Origin of the sequence: Mycobacterium lehmannii (assembly GCF_002245535.1) — a bacterium.
Lineage (GTDB): Bacteria > Actinomycetota > Actinomycetes > Mycobacteriales > Mycobacteriaceae > Mycobacterium > Mycobacterium lehmannii.
Map to the genome: position 1 here is coordinate 89,597 of NZ_NKCN01000009.1, position 22,150 is coordinate 111,746.

The following is a 22,150-nucleotide window of genomic DNA, read 5'->3' on the forward strand; positions in this document are numbered from 1 at the left end:
GCTATTCCTTCCGTTCCTTGTCGGCGGTGCGGCGTTCCTCGAGGGCTGTGAGGAGCGCGACCGCTGCCTGGCCGAGCGCGAGCCCGCCGTCGTTGGGCGGAACGGTGTGATGGGTGAGCACCGTGAAGCCCGCATCGTGTAGTTGACGGCGGCATTCGGCGGCGAGCAGCACATTCTGGAACACGCCGCCGGTGAGCCCGGCCAACCGGATCGGACCGGCCGCCTGGCATACCACGTCGGTGACCGCCGTGGCCACCGCGCGGTGGAATCCGGCGGCCAAGTCGGCGGGACTGATGCCCTCGCGCAGGGCCGCAACGATTGCCGCCAGCATCGGCGCGGGGTCCAGCGTTCCGTCGGGGTTGACCGCGATCCGCAGCCCGGTAGCGCTCAGCGAGTCGCGGGCCGTCAAACCGCAGGCCGCCAGAGCCTCGAGTTCGATGGCCGCCTGGCCTTCGTAGTCGACGCCGTGGCGCACATTGAGGATGGAGGCGACGGCGTCGAACAACCGGCCCATGCTGGTGCAGGGCACACAGCCGCGGCCGGTGTCGAATTGTGAACGCAGTAGACGCAGTTCCTGGTTGCTGGCGGCGCGCACCGGTGCCAAGTCGGTGTCCCACGTGATCCCGGCCGTCCACAGGTGGGCCAGCGCCATCCGCCAGGGGTTGCGTACCGCGGCGTCGCCGCCGGCCATCGGGACGGCCGCCAGGTGACCGACGCGGGTGAAGCGGTGGCTGGCGGTGCCCAGGCGCAGGATTTCTCCGCCCCATACCGCCGCATCGCAGCCATAGCCGGTGCCGTCGAACGCCACTCCGATGATCGGTTCGCCCAGTCGGCCGTGCTCGGCCAGCAGTGATACCACGTGAGCGTGGTGATGTTGGACCAGATCCAGCGGACGTGGCCCGGCGTGGCGTTCGGCCCACGTCCTCGTGACGTATCCGGGGTGCAGGTCTGCTGCGAGGCGTTGCGGGGTGGGTCGAATCTCGCACAGCTGATTGACCGCCTGCCCGAACGCTTCCAGCGTCGCGGCGCTGCCCATGTCGCCGACGTGTGCGGACATGAAGGCGCGCCGCCCGTCGAATAGGCAGAACGTGTTCTTCAGCTCGCCTCCGACGGCCAGCACCGTGGGGCCGTCACGGCCGAGGTCGACCGGCAGCGGCGCGTAGCCGCGAGAACGCCGGATGGGTAGTTGCCGGCCGTCGAGGATGCGTACCACGGAGTCGTCGCAGGGGACGTGGATGGGCCGGTTGTGGTCCAGCACGGCGTCGGCCAGCGCGGGTAGCCGCCGCGCCGCGTCCTCGTTGGTGTAGCACAGCGGCTCACCGGAGCGGTTGGCGCTGGTGAAGACCAGCGCCTCGGGCGGTTCGGACGCCGAGCCGGGGACCGGGTTCAGCAGCAGGTGGTGGATCGGTGAGTACGGCAGCATCAGCCCGATCCATGGGTTGGCGGGGGCGACGTGTGGCGACGCCGGGGCATCGGCGCGTCGGGGCAGCAGCACGATCGGCCGGGCCGGGCAGGTCAGCAGCGCGGCTTCGGCGTCGGTGATGTCGGCGTAGCGCCGCGCTACCTGTAGGTCGCGCACCAGTACCGCGAAAGGCTTGCCGCCGCGGGCTTTGCGGCGGCGCAGCGAGACGACGGGCGCGTCGTCGCCGGCGGCGCAGGCCAGGTGGTAGCCGCCGAGGCCTTTGACCGCGACGATGCTGCCCTGGGCCAATGCGCGTTGGGTGGCTGCGAACGCGGCGTCGGTGCTCGTGGTGTGGTGGGTACCGGCGTGAAACCACAGGGTGGGTCCGCAGTGCGGGCAGGCGATGGGTTGGGCGTGGAATCGCCGGTCGCGTGGGGCGTGGTATTCCTGCGCGCAGCGCCGGCACATCGGGAAGCGCGACATCGTGGTGGCCGGGCGGTCATAGGGCAGGCTGGTGATGATGGTGAAGCGGGGCCCACAGTTCGTGCAGGTGATGAACGGATGGCGATAGCGGCGGTCGGCCGGGTCGAACAGTTCGGTAAGGCAGTCGTCGCACACGGCGATGTCGGGCGGGATCGCGGTCGCGGCGGCGCTGATGGTGCGGCTTTCGGTGATGTCGAAACCGTTGGCGCCGCTGCGGTCTGCCGGCAGCTCGGTTGAGGTGACACCGGTGATGACGGCCAGCGGCGGCGCGTCGGTGTGCAGGCGGCGAAGAAACTCGTCGAGCTGGTCGGGGTTGCCCTGAATTTCGATGAACACCGCAGCGGAGTCGTTGCCCACGAAACCCGACAGCCCCAGCTGGGTGGCGATGCGGTGCACGAAGGGCCGGAAACCCACGCCTTGCACGACGCCCGTCACTGTCACTCGTCGCCGGGTTTGCCCGGCCGCCAGTGCGTTGACCGCAGTCATGGCCGCCCCCACAGGACGACCCGGTTGTTTCCGGAATCGGCCACTGCCAGCAGTTTACCGGACAAGCAGATCCCATACGGCCAGCACAGGGTGTCTCGCCCGACCGCGCTCCAGCGGTTCTCGCCGTTGGCGGCGAAGGTGGGCTGGGCCAACACAGCGTCGGCGCCGCGTCCGTCGGCGGGGACCCCGTCCCACAGCAGGACGCGGTTGTTGGCCGTGTCGGCGACGGCGAGGGTCTGCACGCCCGCTTTGGACTGTTGCAGTGCGACGCTGTAAGGGAACCGGAACCGGTCTGCCTGTTGAGGCGCGTACGGCCATTCCTGGGCGGTGGCGAAGTCGGGCTGGCCCAGCAGTAGGTCGGCGGGCCGGTCAGTGTCGGGGTGCGGGGACCAGCCCAGCACCCGATGGTCGCCGGCATCGGCGACCAGCAGCATATCGTCGTTTCCGGCCAGCCCGTGCGGCCAGCGGAAACTGGACGCGTTGACCGCGCCGCCGCGGTTCTCTTGGCGTTGAGCGGGGTCGGGCTGGCCCAAGACGATGTCGGCGGGTTGGCCGGGCTCGGGGATGCCGCCCTCCCAGCCCAGGACGCGACGGTTGCCGGTGTCGGCGATCCAGAACCGCGAGCCGATCAGCGCGATCCCGAACGGCCAGTACAGGGTGTCTGCCGAGCAGTCCCGGCCGGCGTTGGGCTCCACGCTGACTCGGTCGGGTTGGCCCAGGACGGCGTCGGGCGGGGTGTCACTGGTATCAGGGACGGTGTTCCACACCAGGATTCGGTGATGCCAGGCGTCGGCGACGAGCAGCCGGCCGTGGTGAATCAGCACCCCGGTGGGCAGGTTCATGCCGTTGCCGGGGCCGTGAGCGCCGCCGGCGCGTGCTTCGGTGGTGCCGTCTGGTTGGCCGAGCACGACGTCGGCGGGGTGTTCGTCGGCGACGGGGATGCCATGCCAGATGAGCACTCGATGATTGCCGGAGTCGGCGACGACGAGATAGTCGTCGTCGACGAATACCGCTCGCGGAGAATACATCCAGGCCATCGTCGGCGTGGCCGCCGGCAGCGCCAGTCCACCCGGCGCCGGCGCCCCGAGCCAGACCCGTGGGCGCCAGCCCCCGCTCAGATCGGTGCCGGCAGCCTGCTGGGTAGGGGGCGTGGTGCCCGGACGGGTGAGTCGGACGGTCAGCCGCTGGCTCATGTGCCGACCCGGATCCACACCTGGCCGTCGTCAACGCGCAATGGGAGGGCTTCGAGTTGCGCGCCGGGGGCGCTGAGGCATTCCCCTGAGGCGGCGTCGTAGCAAAAGCCGTGCCACGGGCAGGTCAGGGTGCCGTTGTCGACGTCGAGCACGGCGTTGTCCAGCGGCAACGCTTCGTGGGCGCATTCGTTGAGGTAGGCGCTGAGCTGCCCGGCGATCTTCACCACCAAGACGTTGGTGGTCGAGCCGGTGCTGGCGGCCGTCAGGCTCAGCGCAGTGACCTCGCCGTCGGCGAGGTCATCGGCGGTGGCGGCTTCGGTCCATCCCTCATCGCGCGCCAGGTGCTGGCCACTGAACAGTGATTCGGTGGGTATCAGGGTGGTGGTCGGCTCGTTGGGCAGCACCTCGACGCGACTGACTGAGGCCACGTTCTCGACCAGTGCTTTTTCGACGAGGTTGCGCAGCGTGACCGACGCCATCGAGCAGCCGTTGCACGCGCCCTGCAGCCGCACGTAGGCGGTGCCGTCGTCGATGCGGACCAAGCTGACGTCGCCGCCGTGGCCCTGCAGTTGAGGACGCACCGACCGCAGCACAGTAGCGGCTTCGGTCATCGGGTCGGGACGCACGATGCCGTGCAGAGAGAACAGTAGGTGCACGACGGGGTCGTCGACGAGTCCGAAGAGCACGGCGCGTGCGGCGTCGTCGGCACGCAACTGGCGGACGATCGTGATCAGGCCGGCACGGTGGATGGCTTCGAGGGCATTCTTGAGTTCCTCGGCAACCGCGCGGTCCGACGCGTCGAGCCGCTCGAGCGCCGCCATGGCATCGTCGACCCGCTTGGCGAGTTCCTCAAGGCCGGGCTCGGCGTGCGGCGCCGATGCTGACGAAGCCGTGACGTCAGAAACTGTTGTTGACATCGGGGTCTCCTCGGTGACCATTGGTGGCGCTTTGCGCCAGTGCGCGTTCGCGGGCGATTTCGTCGAGCACGCCGCGCACGGTGCGCACCGAATCGTGGTCGCCGAGCTCTTCGAATAGGAAACGTGCTTCGTAGAGCTTGGCTTTGGCCTGATCGAACACGCCCAGGTGGGCCAGCACATTGCCCTGATTGGCCAGCACCCGGGCGCGCCCGACGGGGTCGGTGTCGCGGTCGCGGGTTTCGAGCACCGCCTCGTAGAGTTCGACAGCCTCGACGAGGTTGTCGGCGTGGTGCCGCGACGGTGTGTAGACCAGGGAGTTGGCCAAGTTCAGCTGGGTGCTCGCCCATTCGCGGGGGTGATCGTTGCGGGTGTAGACGGTCAGCGCGGCACGTAGTGACTGGGCGGCCACGCCCAGCCGCAGCTGGCGGGACGCCTCGACCATCGGCATGGTCAGATATGCCGCTCCCAGCCCGGCATGAGCGGCCGCCCACAGCAGCGGGGCGTCGGCGCATTGGACGAGCTGCAGCGCGGAGTGGTAGTGCGGTACCGCCTGTGACAGCAGCGCGGGCTGGTCGGCGGCCTGTTCGTGCAGCAGACCGGCCAGGCACAGGTGGATCTCGGCGCGCGCCACGGCTAGGCCGTCTGCGCCGTCGAGGGCCTTGAGCGCTCGTGTGAGCCTGGCCGCTGCATCTGGGGCGTCGATGTCGCGGCAGACCCCGGCGGCCCCACTGAGCAGGATGCCGGTCAAGGCCGCCGACGCGTCGGCGGCCGTTTCGGTCGCGGTATCGAGCAGTTGCAGGGCGCCGGCGGTGTCGCCGGCCGCAAGAGCCGCGCTGGCCTGGGCGGACAGCGCCACGGCGGCCAGCTCGAAATCGACGCCGGACGCGTTGGGTGGCGTGTTTGTGCGCCCGAGGGCGAACAGCACCACGTCCACCATGACCGCGAAGTCGCCGAGCGCGTCGCGTAGGCTCTGCGGGTCGTCGCTGTCGGGATCCAGGACGAAGCGGTTGTAGCGGGCCACCGGATCAAGGTGCCCCGGGGCGTCGAGCGACTCGATCGCAGCGTTTCGGTCACCGCGCAACGCGTGCTGGTGGGCCTGCAGCGCGGCCGGCCAGCGGGTGGGCAACCTGCCGGCGAGCATTGCGGCGCGGGCGTCCTCGGTGTCGTCGCCGGCGGGGATGAGCATGTATCCGACCGGCAGCGGGAAGGCGCCTACGGGCTGGGGGCGCACCGCCAAAGGACGGTTTGGATCATCCTCGGCGGCAAGGGATCCGGATGACATCAGGGGGTCAGCCATTGAGTGGTCCTCGTAGGTCGCGTTCAGCGGCCCTTCTGATCAGGCGCGCCGACAGTTCGGCGCGGGCTTTGGTGAAATGGGTGTCGACGCGCTTGCGCACCACCCCGTCGGCGAAGACGACGACGATGTCGACGGCCCACCGGCCGCGGTCTTCGACCACGTAGGTGTCCACGGGCAGGGCTTCCTGGGCCGAGCTGTCGCCGCGGGGGGTGGTGGGTGGCCTCATGGCTGCGTCGTCGGTCACGAGCATCACGTCTTTTGCTCCAACGGGATTCGCAGTGCGCCGTGCTCGTCGTCCCAGTAGGCGCGGCGCTCACCGGTGGGAATGACGTCGCGAAGGATCTCGCGGACCAGCACGGCGCGGTCACCGGCGGGGTTGCGCTGTTTGAGCAGCAGCCCGCCGCTGCGCGGCCCGCGCAGCGGCAGCAGCCACAGCTCGTCGTCGCGGACGGCACCGACCGCGGCGTCGGCGGGAAAGCGTGCTGCCGCGAGCTGCGCGCTGAGGCGCAGATAGCCGTCGTCGGTGAAATCCACGGTCAGTCGCCTATCGACACTGCGGTCGTCGGGTCGCAGCGGCGACAGATAGACGTCTTCGACGATGGCGATCACCGATTCCATCGCGGTCGTCACCGATGGGGATAGGTCGGCGCCGAGCGCGACGTTTTCGGCTTCGATGAGAAAGACGGTGATGTCGGCGGGGCAGGCGTCGGCCAGTGCCCAGCGCGCGAAGGCGATGGCGTGGTCCCATCGAAAGGAGTGGGTGTGCAGGCCCTGCAGCGGCGGCAGCTCGGCCAGCTCGTCGCCGGGCACCCGGTAGATGGTGCCCGGGGCCGCTCCGGTGGCGGAGGCGTCGACGATGACTACTCGTTGCGCGCCGCGCATCTGGAAGGCCACATCCATGCCTGCGGTTCCACCGTCGACGAGCCGTGCCCCCTCGGGCACGCCGCGTTCCCATAGGTGCCGCACCAGGATTGGCCCGACGCCGTCGTCGCCGCGCAGCAGGTTGCCGCATCCAACGATGAGGACCGCACAACCCGGCGGCTCGAGATCGCTCTCGATGCGGCCGGGTTGTGCCGTGTTGTCGGTCGTGTTCGACGTGATGATCACACCATTCCGTTGATGACGAACTTGGACAGTTCCCGCCCCGTCTTGCCGTCGTAGGCGTGCACCGTGCACACCAGGCAGGAGTCGAAGCTGCGTGCCACGTGACCCAACTCGACGGGATCTTCGGGATCCACGACGGGCGAACCGACCAGCGCCTTCTCGATCGGGCCGAGCACTTCGGCGCCGTCGCGCGGGCCGATGTTCCACGCCGTCGGGGTGACGACCTGGTAGTTCTTGATCTTGCTGTCTTCGATGACGATCCAGTCCGACAGCGAACCACGGGCGGCTTCGGTGGAGCCGAAGCCCCGTCCTTCGGCGTGCTCGACAGGCTTGGTGTAAAAGCTCTCCTTGAGGTCGAGCTGGTCGAGCCATTGGCGCGCCCACTGGTAGTACTTGGGTGCCTCGTGCATCCGGGCGAGTTGACGCACGAATACGCTGGGCCCGATCTTGTTGTACATGTCGACGAACAGCGGGTCGTTGTCCTGGTGGGCGGCGGGGTTGGGGGCACCGGCGGCCATCCGGCGCGCCAATGGACCGGCCTCCAGCGGGATGGCGCCCAGGTCCGGCACGTCGTAGCGCGGCGACTTGGCCCAGCTGTACTTGCCTTGCTTGCGGCCTTCCTCGGGGTCGACGGGGATGGTTTCGCCGTCGAAGGGATGCAGCGGGGTGCTGCCCTGGTAGAACGAGTGCGTCACGTCTTCACGCACCCGGGCCTGGTCGAACTCGTGCCATGTGCCTTGGGCGAAGATTCCCGAGCGGCCGATGAGGGCGCCGTTTCGCCCCTCGATCGTCGGGTTCTCATAGAGCGAAGGCTCGAAGTAGGTGCCGGTGGCCAGGTAGTTGCCCACGCCGCGCCCGTACTTGTCCAGGCCGACGTCCAGACAGAACCGGATGAAGAAGCCACAGTCGCTGTTGTATTGCGACTCGTTTTCGTCGACCCAGGCCAGCACGTCCTCCCAGGTCTTGTTCTCCAGCCAGCGCTCCACCGAGCAGCCCAGCCACTGCTTTTCCAGCCAGTTGTCCTTCCAGTGCTCCAGAATCGCGATCGAGCGGGTGACGTCGGAGAGGGTGGGCGCGCACATCACCCCTCCGGGCACCATGAAACTCGAGTGCGGCCACTGTCCGCCGAAGATCGCATACACCTCAACGGGTTTGGCCGAATAAACCACACCCGGTTGATAGCTGGTACCGACGTAGGGGGCGAAGCGTCGTACCGATTCGGCGTACAACGTGGATTTGGCGTAGTTCTTGTTGGTGAGATCGATCGCGAACAGCGCGTAGAAGTAGCGCGGGATCGACTGCAGCGTCTCGGCGGCTTGACAGATGTTGCGCACCAACGTGGCGTTGGGCGGCATATGGGTGCGCCACGCGGTGTCGAGAGCGTAGGCCGATTTGTAGAGGTGGCTGCCGCCGCAGATCCCGCAGATGCGGGGACATACGATGAGGCCGGCCTGCGGGTCCTTACCCTGCAAGATGATCTCGAAGCCACGAAACATCGCGGCCTCGGTCCATGCAGAGGTGACGACGCCGTCCTCGATGGTCACCCTCACGTCGAGGTCGCCCTCGACGCGGCCCAAGGGACTGACAAACAAATCCAGTGCGGTCGTTGATGAACTTGAATCTAGTGCGGTCATTGATGAAATCCTTTCGGGACGTTCGCAAGTGGTGTACTCGAGGACGGGGTCAGACGACGAACATGTCTTCCTTGGACCATTGCGGTGCCGCGATGCGGGCGGCGGCCGCGTGGGCCATGTAGGTGAGGTGGTCGCTGCCCTCCGGGACTTCCTTCGGGATCATGCCGCTGACTTTCTGCGTTTTGAACACGGTGCCGGGGGCCAGATCGAAATGGGGGAATTCCGGCTCCGTGCAGCCCAGGCAGGGCATGCCGGCTCGGGTCTTGGACGACTGGCGGTTCCACAGGATGCGGTTGCACGGCGAGTGGGTCATCGGGCCGCGGCAGCCGAACTCGTAGAACAGGCAGCCGGTGCGGGTGCCCTCGCCGAACGACAGCGTGGACTGCTTGTATTCGAAGAATTGGACTCGGGTGCAACCGGTTTGGGTGAACGTCTTGAAGAACGTCTCCGGGCGGTGCAGGTCGTCGAGGGCGATGTCGCCGGCCCGGCCGGTGGCCAGCGCGACGATGATCTGGGTGATCCAGTCCGGATGGGCGGGGCAGCCGGGTACGTTGATCACCGGCAGACCCATCTTCGACCGGAAGTCTGGGCCTAGGAAGCCACCTTTGCTCCGCTTGTGAAACTGCAGACCCGTCGAGGCCGACGGGTTCGGATCCATCGCGGGGATGCCCCCCCAACAGGCGCAGTCTCCGATGGCGACGACGATTTGGGCGGCGGCGGCCAGGTCGGTGACCCAGTCCTTCATCGGCCGGTCGGCGAACATGTCCATCCGCCCGGTGCCGTTGGGCGCTTCGATGACGGTGCCCTCGAAGACGAAGATGTCCAGCGGACGCTCACCCTTGGCGCAATCCCAGAACACCTTCTGCGCGTTCTTGCCAAGCTCCAGACCGAGCGAGGGATGCCAGAGCAGGTCCAGACCGAAGTCGACGATGAGATCGACGACGTTGGGCTCCTCTGCGTTGAGGAACGACATCGTGTTGCCACTGCACGCTCCCCCTTGAAACCAAAGCACCGATGCCATGACTCTCCTCTCAGTTGGCCTGCATCAGTTCGCCGTCAGCAGGCACGTCGTGGGCTGTTGATTGTGTGGACAGGGATTAGCGCGCGGAATGGCGCGGACCGGGTTCGGCGTCAGGGGGTTCTTGGGCGAGCCGTTTACCGAAGGCCCGGGCGACGTGGATCATGAACCCCAAACCCCGCGATACGTCGGGATCCTTGGTCACACGCATGAGCGCGAAGATGCCTTTGGGGCCGCGCGGGTCGGCCTCGGCGGCGGCTTTGCCGGCCAGCACAGCTTCTCCCAAGTCCGCCAGCAGGTAGGCAGTCTGGGCGTCTGTAAGGGAAGAGTGCAGCAACTTGTCGATGGTCGGCGTCGCGTCGATGAACGCTGACGCCAGGCTGGACGCGCTGGTCTGCAGTCGGGCCACATCGACACCGGGCAGCAGCGACCGACCGGCGACCGGCCCCCCAGCCGTCTTGAAGTCGTCGATGAACGACGCCAGCGAGTCCCCGATCACCTCCCCACGCCGGATCACACCGTCGAGACTCGCGATCAACGTGGCTATCAGGTCGGCGTGGTCGAGGATCAGTGACAGCGATGCCACGATTCGGGGGTCTTCGAGGCGCTGAACCAGCTCGTCGCCCGGAGACGGTGCGCCGAACGGGTCGGTATCAGACACTGCGGTGAGTGCATGGGCCGTCACGCAATCCTCCTATGCGGTGTGGGGCTGATCACAACCGCCACGTCGGAATGTTGGTGGTCACAGACGGTACGGGTCCGACACGGCCAAGGCCTAGCGTTTTTGCGCAAGCGCTGTCAGAATTGCGCAGACTTGGTCGCGTAGAAACGCATCAAGACTTGCGGAGACTTGATTGATCGCAGCGGACACTTTAACGAATGGTCAACCGGCGCGGAGTGCGTGGGCGGGGCGGCCCTGATGTCGCGGCTGATGAGGCTGGGCTTCATCGACGCACGCCGCACCGGCGACCCGGTCCGGCGCAAAGTTCGCCCGCGAGGCGTCCCACCGGCCTTGGCCGATTCAGAAATCTTCTATACGGAAAACATCCACGAGGCGTCGGCGATGATCGGTCGCGCGTTGGCCCAGACGCGAATCACCGTGGACCGCAACTGCTTAGGCCGTTTCGCGGCGAGCATGCACGGCGTGAGGCTGCGCAATGTCAGCATGCTGTACCTGGACCTGTCCGTGCCGGCCACCGTTGACATCCCCGCCGCGGGCAAGTACTTCGCCGTGCACATGCCGATGAGTGGAAGCGCCGAGTGCCATCACGACGGCCACGTGTTCGAGGCGAACCCCATCCGAGCACTGGTCACCAGCCCTGGAAAGTCGTTGACGATGCAGCTCGACGATGCCTCGCCGCAGCTGTTGTTCCGCATCGAGGAGGCGGCCTTGGTTGATTACCTGGTCCGGCTGCGGGGTCGGCGACTATCCGAGGCGCTGGTGTTTCACCCCGAATTCGACCTGACCTCCGAGGCCGCGATGCGCTGGCATGCCGCCGTGCAACTCCTGCACACCGAGGTCTACCACAAGGGGTCACTGGTCCAGCATGGCCAGGGCATCGGCGGGATCGAGGAGCTGCTGATGAACAGCTTGCTGCACCTGCAACCCTCCAACTATCACGGCGACTTCGTCCGTCCGCCACAGCACGCGGCACTTCGCGTGGTTCGCGACGCCATCGACTACATCGACGCCCACCTGGGCGAACCCTTGACCATGGAGCTGATCGCCAAGAACGTTCACATGAGTGTTCGCTCAATTCAGCAGGGGTTTCGCACCGAGCTGGGTGTCACACCGATGGCCTATGTACGGGAACGCCGCCTGGAACGAGTCCATGACGAGCTCGCCGACGCGCTGCCCAGCGACGGAGTCACGGTCACTGGCACCGCCGCCCGCTGGGGCTTCAATCACCTCGGTAGCTTCGCGGCCGAGTACCGCAGACGATGGGGCGAGACCCCCTCACAAACCTTGCGGCGCTAGGCCGGTGTCCATGTATGGTCGTCGGTTGAGGTCAGGAGGTGCCGCGTGCACGAACTTTCGATCTGCCGGGCGATCGTGGGCATCGTGACCGACCACGCCGGCCACGGCGCGGTGCGTATTGTGAACGTTCGCATCGGCGCGATGCGCCAGATAGTGCCCGACACGTTGGTGTACTGCTGGTCATTGGTCACCGAGGGTTCTGATTTGCACGGCGCGCAGCTGCACGTCGAACAGGTGCCAGCGACCATACGTTGCCGGGCCTGCGGCCACGAGCACGTGCTGGACGCGCCGATCATGCTCTGTCCGGCGTGCGAAAGCGCAAACGTGGCGCTGGTGTCCGGCGACGAATTCCTCATAACCTCACTGGAACTCGAGAAGGTGTAACAGATGGGCCGCTTCCACCGCCACGACGGTGACCATGACCATGACCACCCACACGATCATGATCACGATCATGGCCACGAGCACGATCATGGCCACCACGGTGAACATCGTCGTGTCGACGCAGCACCCGCGGCCGGTCACGGCGATCACTCGGGCTATGCCACCGAATCCGACCGAGTCGTCGTGCTCGAGCGGATCTTCGCCGAAAACGACCAGACGGCCGCGGCCAACCGAGCCGACTTCGACCACGCCGCTGTCACCGCAATCAACCTAATGTCGTCACCCGGCGCCGGCAAAACCATGCTGCTGCGGGAGACGCTGCAGCGGCTGCGGTCGCAGCTGCGTATCGGCATCGTGGAGGGCGACATTGAAACCAGCATCGATGCCGACCGCCTCGACGGCCTAGGAGCCGCGGTGTCGTTGATCAACACCTCCAACGGTTTCGGCGGCGAGTGTCATCTCGATGCACCGATGGTGCGCAAGGCACTTGGCCGGCTGCCGCTGTCCGAACTCGACATCGTGATCGTCGAAAACGTCGGAAACCTGGTGTGCCCAGCGGAATTCGAGATCGGTGAGCACGCCAGGGCGATGGTGTACTCGGTGACCGAAGGCGAGGAGAAACCGCTGAAGTACCCGGTGATGTTCCGTTCGGCCGATCTGGTGCTGGTCAACAAGGTCGATCTGATTCCCCATCTGGACTTCGACCTGCAAACCTTCTACACCAACCTGCGCGCGGTGAACCCGCAAGCGGTAACGATCGAGATCAGCGCCCGCACCGGCCTAGGCATCGCGCAATGGTGCCAGTGGCTATGCGACCGTCACAGGCAGAACCGCACGGTCCCCGCCACGCTGTAGGCGCTAACTGCGGGTGGGTGAGCCACCCGCCCGACCACCCTCCTTGGGGATGGCTGCGGCCCGCCGGTCCCCAATGGTGGTGGCATGCTTGCCGACCACACCACCCTGGCGCAGTTTCTGATCGAAGAACGCCGCCGGCACCCCAGCGCATCCGGAGACCTCAACGCGCTGATCCTCGACGTCGCGCTGGCATGCAAGGCCATCGCCAACCGCGTGGCCTGCGGCGCGCTGGCCGGCGTGCTGGGATCGGCGGAACGCACCAACGTGCAGGGCGAAAAACAGCAGAAGCTTGACCTGCTGGCCAACGACTACTTCCTGCGCACAACCGAGTGGAGCGGGCACGTTGCCGGCATGGTCTCCGAGGAACTCGAAGAGCCCTACCTGCTTCCCGCCGAATTCCCGCGCGGCAAGTACTTGCTGGTTTTCGACCCGCTCGATGGATCGTCGAACATCGACGTCAACGTGTCGGTGGGAAGTATCTTCTCCATTCTTCGTGCACCCACCCCGGGCACGGACCCAGCACCCGAGGACTTCCTCCAGCCCGGCACCGAGCAGGTGTGCGGCGGCTACGCCATCTACGGTCCGTCCACCATGCTGGTGTTGACAGTGGGCACCGGCGTCCATGCTTTCACGCTCGACCCGACGCTGGGTGAGTTCTTCCTGACCCGGGAGAGTATTCAGATTCCCGCCACGACCGGCGAGTTCGCCATCAACGCGTCCAACCAGCGGTTCTGGGAACCGGCCGTGCAGCGCTATGTCCAGGAATGCTTGGAAGGCAAGTCCGGACCACGCGGTCGGGATTTCAACATGCGTTGGGTCGCCTCGCTGGTGGCCGAAACCCACCGAATTCTCACCCGTGGCGGAGTATTCCTGTATCCACGCGACTCACGCGATCCGACGAAGCCCGGCAAACTGCGGCTGCTGTATGAAACCAACCCGATGGCGTTTCTGATCGAGCAGGCAGGCGGTGCGGCCACCACCGGCCGTCGCCGAATGTTGGAGGTAGAGCCCGAAGACGTGCATCAGCGTGTTCCGTTCGTCTTTGGAGCGCGCGAAGAAGTGGAGCGTATAACCAACTACCACAACGACATTCACGAAAATCTGGACCCCTGGCCGCTGTACGGTGCGCGTGGCCTGTTCAGGGTCCCGGCGAGCTGAGAGGGGCGTTGACGTGTCACGGAAGCATCCGATCGTGTCGGTCACCGGGTCATCGGGAGCCGGGACCACATCGGTCATGCGAACATTCCAGCAGATCTTCCGCCGCGAGGGCATCAGCGTCGCCTACATTGAAGGCGATAGTTTTCACCGCTATGACCGCGCCGAAATGAAGACCGCGATCGCCGACGCGCATGCCCGCGGCGATCACGCCTTCAGCCACTTCGGGCCGGAGGCCAACCTGTTCGAGGAGCTCCAGGAGCTGTTCAAGGTCTACGGTGAAACCGGCACCGGCAAGGTCCGCAAGTACCTTCACGATGAGAAGGAAGCCGCGCCATACGAACAAGAGCCCGGCACCTTCACACCCTGGGAGGAGCTGGCCGGCGATACCGACCTGCTGTTCTACGAGGGCCTGCACGGCGCAGTGGTCACCGACACCGTCGACATCGCCGGCTACGCCGACCTGCGTATCGGAGTGGTGCCGGTGATAAACCTGGAATGGATTCAGAAGTTGCAGCGCGACAAGTCGGTTCGTGGATACACCGCTGAAGCGGTGACAGATACCATCCTGCGCCGAATGCCCGACTATGTGAACTACATCTGCCCACAGTTCTCCCACACCGACGTCAACTTCCAGCGCGTCCCCGTGGTTGACACCTCAAATCCATTCATTGCCAGGACGATTCCCACCGCCGACGAGTCGATGCTGATCATCAGGTTCCGCGACCCACACGGCATCGACTTCCCGTACCTGCTGTCGATGCTGCACGATTCCTTCATGTCGCGTCCAAACACCATCGTGTGTCCTGGCGGCAAGATGGATTTGGCCATGCAGCTGATCTTCACACCGATGATCCTGCGGCTCGTCGAACGGCGCAACGCCGAACTGGCCCGCACTTAAGAGCAACGAGTTTTACGGGCAAATAGCCAAGCGAAGCTAGCCAGTCCGAAGGTTGTCCCGGTCTGCGTGGAACTTGAGGTGCAGGTCGTGCACCACGGGCGGTCGCGGCCAGACGCGGGCCCCTCTTATCTGAGTTGGGGCCAGGTCACTAACGTCAGTCTTTGGCTCGCACGCGCCTGACTTGGTGTTTCCCGGTCCTTGGGGTTCGAATCTGTGTTAAACAGGCGCCGCGCGCTCGCTAGGCGACGGCGCGTTCCGGCGCTACCGGACTGCGTCAGGCCGAATCGCCGGGCGATGAGCCGTTCGATTTGACTGCCTGGAAGGAAGCGCTCGAGGAATACCAGAGCGGTGTCCCCGATGCCGATGGTGGTGCGCGCTGGCAGTGGCCGGGTGCGTTCGGATAGGCGCAGCAGTTGGCGTGCCACGATGGCGGGATCACGGGCGCGGTGGTGCTCGTGGTCGACGCTGCCCTTGACGGTCGTCGACGCGCCGAGTTAGGCGGAGTTGGGCGGGGGCCGTCCATGGGCGTTTGTCGGCGATGCCGGTGCGGAAGTAGCCGGGCTGCACGAGGGTGGTTCGGATGCGGTGGGTTTGTAGCTCGTGGCGCAGGGATTGCACGTAGGCCCACAGGGCCAGTTTCGATGCGGCGTAGCTGCTTTGGAAGGGCACCGGCAGTTCGGCGATCAACGACCCGATGAAGATGACCGTGCCTCCCTAATTGGCGCGCATGGCGGGCAGGTAGGCGCGGGTCAGCTCCAACGGGCCAAAGACGTTGGTCTCGAACAGCTCTCGATCGTCACAATGCTGTCGGTCTTCCACAGCACCGGCGCCGACGCCGGCGTTATTGATCAAGACATCCACGCGGGGCAACGCCGCGGTCACTGCGCGGAGCGTGGCCGGATCGCGATAGTCCAGCCGAAGGTAGGTGACGCCGTCGACGCGCTGCCTGGGGGAATCGCGTGGGCGTGCGGCTGGTGCCGAACACCGTCGATCGGTGGGCGCGGAATTGCGCGGCGCTCGCTCGGCCGATCCCGACGATGCCCCGGTGATCAGGACGGTGCGACCGGCTGCACCGGTCATCGCGCGGTCCCCAGCCCAGTTGCGGTGGCCAAGAACGGCGCAGCGATCGCCAGGAACCCGTCGGGGTCTGAGGAGAAGGGCAGATGTCCCGTCGGCAGTACTTCGAGCCGCGATCCGGGGATCGCTGCCGCAGTGGCCCGGCCGAACCGCAACGGGATCGCGGTGTCTTTCGATCCCCATACGATCAGCGTCGGCGCGGTGATGCGATTTGCCTGTGGCCGCAGATCGTATTCGGGTGCAGCGAAACTGCGCCACAGCGCGGCCGCCAAGGCGGCGCCCTCTGGGGTGCGCGCCCTGGCTAGCGCGCGTTTTTCAATCTCACGGTCGGTGTCGCTGGTGGACCGCATATAGCTTCGGATCAGCCGCGGTAGAACCAGTCGTGTCACCGCCGGTGTGCCGACTGCTCGGCAGTAGAGGTTGGTAAGGGCACTGGCGGCGAACCCGCCGGTGTTCACCAGCACCAGGCGAGAAACCCGCTCCGGGTTGGTGATGGCCAAGCGCGCCGCGGCGAAGCCGCCCACGGAGTTGCCCACGAACGCGGCCGCCGGCGAGTCGAGTGCGCCAACGACATCCTCGAGTGCGTCGGCCAGGGCGGCCGCAGTCAGTGAGTCGGTCGGCGCCGGTAGCCGGCAGTCCCTGTGGCCCGGCCAGTCCAGCGCAATGACGCGCTGTCTGCGGCTCAGCGACGGCGCGACCGCATCGAAGTCGTGTCGGTCGTGCAACGTCGCATGCAACAGGACGACCACCGGACCCTCCCCGGTATCGCTGGAGGTCAGCGGACCGAGCCGCGTGGTGACCTCGTTGGCCATTCGTCTTACCTCCATTCTCAAATTGACCGACCGGTCGGTCAAACGCACCATGGCTGGTGCCCTCCCACAAGGTGAGGACTGCTCGTGGCAGAAGGAGAGTGACCGATGACCATGCCGGCTAACGAGGCGCCGTTCGCGGACAAGCTGGCGTATTACCGAACCCAGCACACGAGCCGCGGTGTGAGACTGACCCACGTGATCGGCACCCCGGTGATCGCCACGGCAATGCCGCTGCTTGTGGCCAAACCCCGAGTGGGAGTACCGATGTTCGTCGGCGGCTGGCTGCTGCAGATCGTCGGGCACCGCATCTGCGAGGGCAATCCGTCGACGCACAGGGGCTGGATCACCTACCAGCTCACCGGTGTGATCCACGTATGCGAACAGTACGGTGAGCTGCTGGCGCGACGCAGTCAGCGCAAAGCCGCGCGCAGAGCTCGAGGCGTGGCGGCATAGGCTGCCGGTGTGACCCCGCAGCCTGATGGCTTGCACGCGCGCAAGGAGGCGATGGCCCGCACGAGAGAATCGCTCATCGACGCTGGACTGCGGCTCGCCGAACGCACCGGTCTGAGTGGTCTGAGCGTCAATCTCATCGTCGCGGACGCCGGAGTCGCGAAAGGCACGTTCTTTCACCACTTCGGCGACCGTGCGTCCTATTTGCTTGCGCTGCATCGGGAATTCCACGACCGGCTCGCGAGCCGGATACAGGCCGCCATCGGCGACATGGCGCCGGGCCGCGCGCGGCTCATCGCAGGTGCAGTGGCCTACCTTGATGGTTGTTTGCGCGATCGCGCCGTTCGGGCTCTGCTGCTCGAAGCGCGCGCCGAACCGGCGGTGGCCGATGAGATCAACCGTCGAAACATCACCAACGCCGAACTCTGCCAGCCCGACTTCGCGTCGCTGACACACCCATACCCCCGGGAAAGCGCACGACTATGGATAGGCATGACCGCCGAAGCCGCTCTCATCGAACACCAAGCCGGAACGGCGCTTCCCGAAGTCCGCTCCGCGCTCGAGCATTTCCTGAATTGAGCTGGCTCGCGTCGGCAATCACAGTCCTGCCCGGGCATACTTCACCATCGCGCGGCGTTCGTGGTCAGAACAACTAGCACGCCGTCATCCCAACCACCGGCACGGCCAGCAGGTCGTTGTCGAGGTCGTCGCCGACCACGTGCATCCCGGCCTTCGAGCATGTAGCCGAAAGGAGGGCCGCTCGGGTGCTTGTGCGGGGGTGCGCCCGTACTTCTCGGCGGGTACTCGATGACGACGGTCTTCGCGTGCGCACCTTCGGGGATGAAGGGTGGCTGCGCCTCCTGCACAACCGTCAACGCGTTCGCCCATCGGGCGTCATAGTTCTTCGACATCGTTCATTCCTCCTTTGTCGCGTGCGTTCAGATGGTGGTGCCGCCGGCATCGACGTGCAGGGTTGAGCCGGTGATGAAGGTCGAGCGGCGCGACGCGGGAAAGAGCACCGCGTCTGCGATGTCCTCAGGGTTCGCGGTGCGGACCAATGGCAGCGAGCGGCCGCTCCTCGTTGGTTTCGCCCGATTCCGCTTCGACGCCTTCGGTTTTGGTGGGACCGGGTGCGACGACGCCTCCAGGCGTTCTTGGGCGGCCCTTCCCGACAGCACCTGTCAACGCGTGCGGGAAGGGTGGCCGACTTTCAAGATCACCCGAACAGTAAACCGGTCGTCCTCACGGTGACACAGCCACCCCTACCACCCCGACGGCTACCGCCACGCCGGGCCCGTCTTCAACTCACGCGACGCAGACCAACCCCTCCGTGCTCAGCCGGAGAGTGGCTTAACACCCATCTCGGTCAGGATGACCCGTAGCCTCCTGAGGGTGTAGTGCAGTCGTGACTTTACCGTGCCTTCGGCGATGTCGAGATCCTCGGCGATCTGGCTCGTGGTCCAGCCGAGATAGAACGCCCGGCCGAGTACCGCCCGATGCGTCGCCGGCAGCTGTGCGATGGCCTCGGCGACCAAGATCCGGTCCAGTGCGGCATTCGCCTCATCGGCGACCATACGATCCGGCACCTCCGATGTGTCGGGAGGGCACACCTCACAGCGAACCCGAGCTGAGCGGCTGTCGTCGATGACGATGTTGCGTGCGACGGTGAACAGCCATGCCCGCCCCGGCTGGTCGTCGTCCTTCGACTGCAGGTGGCGCCAGGCTCGCAGCAGCGTTTCCTGTACTACGTCCTCGGCCTTGGCGTGGTTGCTGGTGAGCCGAAGGGCATAACGGCGCAACGGTTCGACTTGGTCGGCGAACAGTTCCAGCATCTGCTCGGTTGGCTGTTCGGCAGTCATCCTCTATACCGGCCAGCGCCCCAGACCGGGGTCAGCGACCGGTCGCCTTCAATGGTGTTGTCGACGGGCGTTTCCCGGGTAGCCCATAGCGTGGCGCGTCGGTAGAAGCCCGGGCGCCTACGTGCACCCAAGCCCCGACCCGCGATCGCGCGGGCACGGGCCAAGTCGATTGACACAACCGCAATCCTGGCCATCCTGCCCTCAAACGAACATCGAAATGTTTATTTGACCGCGAGCGTATCCGTAAACAAGCTATAGCGCAAAGGAACATGTTCGTTTAGCATCGGCGTGTGCCCAAACTCAGCGAGCAGACACGCGCGCAGCGTCGCCAACACATCCTCACCAGTGCCTGGAGGTGCTTCTCACGAGGCGGTTTCCACACCACCTCGATGGAGCAGGTGATAGCGGCGACTGGGATGTCGGCCCGCGCGGTCTACCGCTACTTCGGCAGCAAGGAGGAGATCATCCACGCCAGCGCCGAGGAAGGAGTGGTACGCGTGCGGGCCATTTTCGTGGGGTTACTCGACCGCGACCCGGTCCCCACTCCCGCTGAAACACTGAGCCGGATTGTCGCCGAACTGCGCAGCAGGACGGACAACCCCGACTACGACATGACCCGGCTCGCGCTGCAGACTTGGGCGGAGGCCCTGCGGGATCCGGTACTGCAGAAGCGTGCCCGCGCGCTCTACCTCCAAACCCTCGACCACATCGCCGAACTGGCCTGCCGGTGGCGCGACGAGGGGTACATCCCGCCGAATTCGGATGCCAACGCCGTTGCCGCAACGCTGTTTTCGCTCATGCACGGTCTGATCGTGATGCACCACCTCGTCGATGACGTACCGGCGGATGCCCTGCGCAACGGACTTTCGCTGCTCGGTGCGGCCGTAGTCGGCCCCTACACATTGCCCACCACACAACTACAGGAAGCCCAACCATGATCGACCTCGACCTGTCTGAACTAGCCGCCGACCGCGACGGCTCCCAGCCGCTTCGTGGCTATCTGGCCACTCCACCGGGCACCGGTCCGTGGCCGGCCGTGGTGATGATCCACGAAATCTTCGGCCTCGACGAGGTCATGCGCGGCCATGCGGACCGACTCGCCGGTCTCGGTTACCTCACCCTGGCCGTCGATCTGTTCAGCGCCGGTAGCACCGCACGATGTCTGGTCACCACGATGTCCGCCATGATGCGTGGCCGCGGCCGGGCCTTCGCCGACATCAGCGCAGCCCACGACTTCCTGGCGGCTTCTCCCGACTGCACCGGCAAGATCGGTGTCATCGGCTTCTGCATCGGAGGAGGCTTCGCGCTGCTCACCGCGAAGAACGGATTCGATGCGGCCGCAGTCAACTACGGCCAGCTCCCGCGTCGCCTCGACGAAAACGTGGTAGGTGCCTGCCCCATCGTAGCCAGCTACGGTCGCCGCGACCCGTCACTCAAGGGCGCGGCCGCCCGGCTCGACGCGGCACTCGACAACGCCGGAGTTGCCCACGACGTCAAGGAATATCCCGCCGCCAGCCACGCCTTCCTCAACGACGCAGAAGCCGGCCCCCGCGCACTTCGCCCCCTCCTACGCATCACTGGCATCGGCCCAGAACCCGACTCGGCCAAAGACGCCTGGAACCGCATCGAACGATTCTTCGCCACCCACCTACACTGACGCGCCCCGACAGACACAACTCACCACTGGCCCACACGGCCAGTGGCCACTAGTGAAGACATCCGACAGGCACATCTTGAGCCCCAACGCTACGGCTTCCACCATAGTTTCAGAGCATTCACCTTGGAATCCCGTTTCGCCCGCTGGTCTAGCCCGTGCCCGGGCCTGGTGATCAGAGTTCTCGCTGTTGGATTCGGTCGCTGGCTGCGCGTTGCACAGCACGCTGCCTCGGGGCAAGGGCTACACCGGAGCCGAGATCAAGAGCAACTCAAGGCCGTCCGACCCTACAGTGGTTTGCTCAGCGGAGCGGGTCATCGCCACGGCAACTAACGACCCCGACGAACTAACGGGCGCTGACCATTAGTCAAGTTAGTTAAGTCAACTGTGCGTGTGCAGCACGATTTCGGTTACCAGCTGTGCCACTCGATCATCGGTCCGCTTAGCGAGTTTGGCGAGTCGAAACTGGCCATGAACATACTGCCCACTCGCCCGAGCAACGGTGATGTCGGTGTTGTCGGAAACCAATGCAGTCGTATCGGCCACGACCGGCGGGCAGTGGGGATCGACCACCGTCCCGGCCGCGTCGGCCACACGCGGATGGCCGCAGTCGACAACTATCAAACCGCTGAAACGTTCACGGTGCCTGGCGGCCATGGTCCAGGCCAGCGGCCCGAGACCACGGTGCGCGATCAGCAGCGACCAGGAGATTCCGAGCCGCCGGAGATTGTTGAGAATCAGCTCCGCCTGCGGGCGCCGGTGCGCCGTGATCACCACAGTCCGCAGCAGAGCAACGTGCAGCCGCGCTCGCACCGCGTCGGTGAAGCCCGAGTCGGCGTCGGGATCTTGCAGCATCACCACGGCGTGGCCGTGGGCGGGGCCGGAGACGTCAACCGCCAACGTAGGGTCGATCGCTGATGTCCGTCGTGCTACCAGTGGCGTTGGGGGAGAGGCATCCGCTCTCTCCCCCAACGCCAGCCCCCCGTTATCAGTGCTGTTGAACGTCGCACTGCGGCTGTGGATTACCTGCACGTCAGAAATCGAACTACTCCGATGTATAGCGTTGTCCGACAGGCTCTTTGGTGGCGTAAGCGAACGTGGTGTACTGGATGCGTCGGTCGCTCACCTCCGTCCGCTCGAGGCGGAAACCGGGTTCCTCGGCCGGGCGCTGCACGATGAACGACAGTGCGGTCGTCTGCCGTCCCAGCCGAGCGTCGTAGGCGTTGACCCGTACGTAGTGGTTCGGCTTGGCCTGGCGGCAGGCGTTGACCTCCAACAGCACCCCGGCGGGATCTTTGAGGTCAAACATCGGCAGTCCCCACATCTCCCAGTACGTGTTGCGCGGATGTGGATCGTCGGTGAACTCGACCGACAGGGGCCAGCCGTTGTCGAGCGCGTAAGTGATCTGAGCGGTGATCTCCTCGTCGGTGAAGTCGGGCAGATAGGAGAAGGTGCCCTGAGTGATTCGCATGTGTGCTCTCCGTCGTGGAT

Annotated in this window: 22 protein-coding genes and 2 pseudogenes; 9 read left to right on the forward strand and 15 right to left on the reverse strand. The window is 65.9% G+C overall.

Annotation, left to right across the window (positions count from 1 at the left end; all coding sequences use genetic code 11):
• Position 1: 1 nt before the first annotated feature.
• From hypF to CEX87_RS12345, 9 genes are all read right to left on the reverse strand, one after another.
• A complete protein-coding gene (gene hypF / locus CEX87_RS12305; RefSeq protein WP_094287585.1) occupies positions 2–2,371 on the reverse strand; it encodes a carbamoyltransferase HypF in 2,370 nt (789 codons plus the stop codon).
• Positions 2,368–3,564 (reverse strand): NHL repeat-containing protein, encoded by a 1,197-nt coding sequence (locus CEX87_RS12310; protein WP_233151367.1) that lies wholly within the window; start codon positions 3,562–3,564, stop codon positions 2,368–2,370. Before CEX87_RS12310 ends, hypF begins: the two co-directional genes overlap by 4 nt.
• Entirely contained in the window at positions 3,561–4,481 is a 921-nt protein-coding gene (locus CEX87_RS12315; RefSeq protein WP_094287589.1) for a NifU family protein, read from the reverse strand. The genes CEX87_RS12310 and CEX87_RS12315 overlap by 4 nt, the downstream gene beginning before the upstream one ends.
• Positions 4,462–5,778 carry a hypothetical protein gene (locus CEX87_RS12320; protein WP_233151368.1) on the reverse strand — a complete coding sequence of 439 codons (1,317 nt, stop codon included), beginning with the start codon at positions 5,776–5,778 and terminating at the stop codon, positions 4,462–4,464. Before CEX87_RS12320 ends, CEX87_RS12315 begins: the two co-directional genes overlap by 20 nt.
• Entirely contained in the window at positions 5,771–6,022 is a 252-nt protein-coding gene (locus CEX87_RS12325; RefSeq protein ID WP_416171906.1) for a hypothetical protein, read from the reverse strand. The genes CEX87_RS12320 and CEX87_RS12325 overlap by 8 nt, the downstream gene beginning before the upstream one ends.
• 5 nt (positions 6,023–6,027) lie before the next feature.
• Complete coding sequence (locus CEX87_RS12330) at positions 6,028–6,885, reverse strand: hydrogenase maturation protease (RefSeq protein ID WP_233151369.1); 858 nt, start codon at positions 6,883–6,885, stop codon at positions 6,028–6,030.
• Complete coding sequence (locus CEX87_RS12335; protein ID WP_094287423.1) at positions 6,882–8,516, reverse strand: nickel-dependent hydrogenase large subunit; 1,635 nt, start codon at positions 8,514–8,516, stop codon at positions 6,882–6,884. The genes CEX87_RS12330 and CEX87_RS12335 overlap by 4 nt, the downstream gene beginning before the upstream one ends.
• A gap of 49 nt (positions 8,517–8,565) precedes the next feature.
• Entirely contained in the window at positions 8,566–9,537 is a 972-nt protein-coding gene (locus CEX87_RS12340) for an NADH-quinone oxidoreductase subunit B family protein (RefSeq protein ID WP_094287425.1), read from the reverse strand.
• A 76-nt stretch (positions 9,538–9,613) separates the two neighbouring features.
• Positions 9,614–10,219 carry a helical membrane plugin domain-containing protein gene (locus CEX87_RS12345; RefSeq protein ID WP_094287427.1) on the reverse strand — a complete coding sequence of 202 codons (606 nt, stop codon included), beginning with the start codon at positions 10,217–10,219 and terminating at the stop codon, positions 9,614–9,616.
• Between the two features lie 234 nt (positions 10,220–10,453).
• Here CEX87_RS12345 and CEX87_RS12350 point away from each other — a divergent pair, with 234 nt between their 5' ends.
• The 5 genes from CEX87_RS12350 (at position 10,454) to CEX87_RS12370 (ending at position 14,807) form a co-directional block, all read left to right on the forward strand.
• Positions 10,454–11,512 carry an AraC family transcriptional regulator gene (locus CEX87_RS12350; protein ID WP_094287597.1) on the forward strand — a complete coding sequence of 353 codons (1,059 nt, stop codon included), beginning with the start codon at positions 10,454–10,456 and terminating at the stop codon, positions 11,510–11,512.
• Positions 11,513–11,596: 84 nt separating this feature from the next.
• A complete protein-coding gene (locus tag CEX87_RS12355) occupies positions 11,597–11,896 on the forward strand; it encodes a hydrogenase maturation nickel metallochaperone HypA (protein ID WP_233151370.1) in 300 nt (99 codons plus the stop codon).
• A gap of 3 nt (positions 11,897–11,899) precedes the next feature.
• Positions 11,900–12,751, forward strand: coding sequence for a hydrogenase nickel incorporation protein HypB (hypB, locus tag CEX87_RS12360; RefSeq protein ID WP_094287430.1), 852 nt, complete (start codon positions 11,900–11,902; stop codon positions 12,749–12,751).
• Between the two features lie 84 nt (positions 12,752–12,835).
• The gene (locus tag CEX87_RS12365) at positions 12,836–13,909 is read left to right on the forward strand and encodes a class 1 fructose-bisphosphatase (RefSeq protein WP_094287432.1); all 1,074 of its coding nucleotides are present in this window, start codon (positions 12,836–12,838) and stop codon (positions 13,907–13,909) included.
• A gap of 13 nt (positions 13,910–13,922) precedes the next feature.
• Positions 13,923–14,807, forward strand: coding sequence for a phosphoribulokinase (locus CEX87_RS12370; protein ID WP_094287434.1), 885 nt, complete (start codon positions 13,923–13,925; stop codon positions 14,805–14,807).
• Between the two features lie 435 nt (positions 14,808–15,242).
• On the opposite strand, the pseudogene CEX87_RS27555 reads toward CEX87_RS12370, so the two are convergent.
• Both CEX87_RS27555 and CEX87_RS12385 read right to left on the reverse strand, forming a co-directional pair.
• A pseudogene (locus CEX87_RS27555) lies at positions 15,243–15,887 on the reverse strand (SDR family NAD(P)-dependent oxidoreductase).
• Entirely contained in the window at positions 15,884–16,696 is an 813-nt protein-coding gene (locus CEX87_RS12385; protein WP_094287440.1) for an alpha/beta fold hydrolase, read from the reverse strand. The pseudogene CEX87_RS27555 and the gene CEX87_RS12385 overlap by 4 nt, the downstream one beginning before the upstream one ends.
• A gap of 105 nt (positions 16,697–16,801) precedes the next feature.
• Between CEX87_RS12385 and CEX87_RS12390 the strand changes: the two genes are divergently transcribed.
• Both CEX87_RS12390 and CEX87_RS12395 read left to right on the forward strand, forming a co-directional pair.
• Positions 16,802–17,149 carry a DUF962 domain-containing protein gene (locus tag CEX87_RS12390; RefSeq protein WP_094287442.1) on the forward strand — a complete coding sequence of 116 codons (348 nt, stop codon included), beginning with the start codon at positions 16,802–16,804 and terminating at the stop codon, positions 17,147–17,149.
• Between the two features lie 9 nt (positions 17,150–17,158).
• The gene (locus CEX87_RS12395; protein WP_233151371.1) at positions 17,159–17,725 is read left to right on the forward strand and encodes a TetR/AcrR family transcriptional regulator; all 567 of its coding nucleotides are present in this window, start codon (positions 17,159–17,161) and stop codon (positions 17,723–17,725) included.
• 359 nt (positions 17,726–18,084) lie between these two features.
• Here CEX87_RS12395 and CEX87_RS12405 read toward each other — a convergent pair.
• Positions 18,085–18,283 (reverse strand): annotated as a pseudogene (locus CEX87_RS12405) (SDR family oxidoreductase); the annotation flags it as partial.
• Between the two features lie 197 nt (positions 18,284–18,480).
• Positions 18,481–19,005, reverse strand: a complete 525-nt coding sequence (locus CEX87_RS12410; protein ID WP_094287444.1) for a sigma-70 family RNA polymerase sigma factor — start codon at positions 19,003–19,005, stop codon at positions 18,481–18,483.
• Between the two features lie 290 nt (positions 19,006–19,295).
• Here CEX87_RS12410 and CEX87_RS12415 point away from each other — a divergent pair, with 290 nt between their 5' ends.
• Positions 19,296–19,943: a TetR/AcrR family transcriptional regulator gene (locus CEX87_RS12415; protein WP_094287445.1), complete on the forward strand. Its 648-nt coding sequence runs from the start codon at positions 19,296–19,298 to the stop codon at positions 19,941–19,943.
• On the forward strand, positions 19,940–20,662 hold the full coding sequence (locus CEX87_RS12420; protein ID WP_094287446.1) for a dienelactone hydrolase family protein: 723 nt from the start codon (positions 19,940–19,942) through the stop codon (positions 20,660–20,662). Before CEX87_RS12415 ends, CEX87_RS12420 begins: the two co-directional genes overlap by 4 nt.
• 378 nt (positions 20,663–21,040) lie before the next feature.
• Here CEX87_RS12420 and CEX87_RS12430 read toward each other — a convergent pair whose 3' ends face one another.
• Together CEX87_RS12430 and CEX87_RS12435 are read right to left on the reverse strand one after the other, a co-directional pair.
• Entirely contained in the window at positions 21,041–21,559 is a 519-nt protein-coding gene (locus CEX87_RS12430) for a hypothetical protein (protein ID WP_094287448.1), read from the reverse strand.
• Positions 21,560–21,704: 145 nt separating this feature from the next.
• Positions 21,705–22,130, reverse strand: a complete 426-nt coding sequence (locus CEX87_RS12435; protein WP_094287450.1) for a ribulose bisphosphate carboxylase small subunit — start codon at positions 22,128–22,130, stop codon at positions 21,705–21,707.
• Positions 22,131–22,150 lie beyond the last annotated feature (20 nt).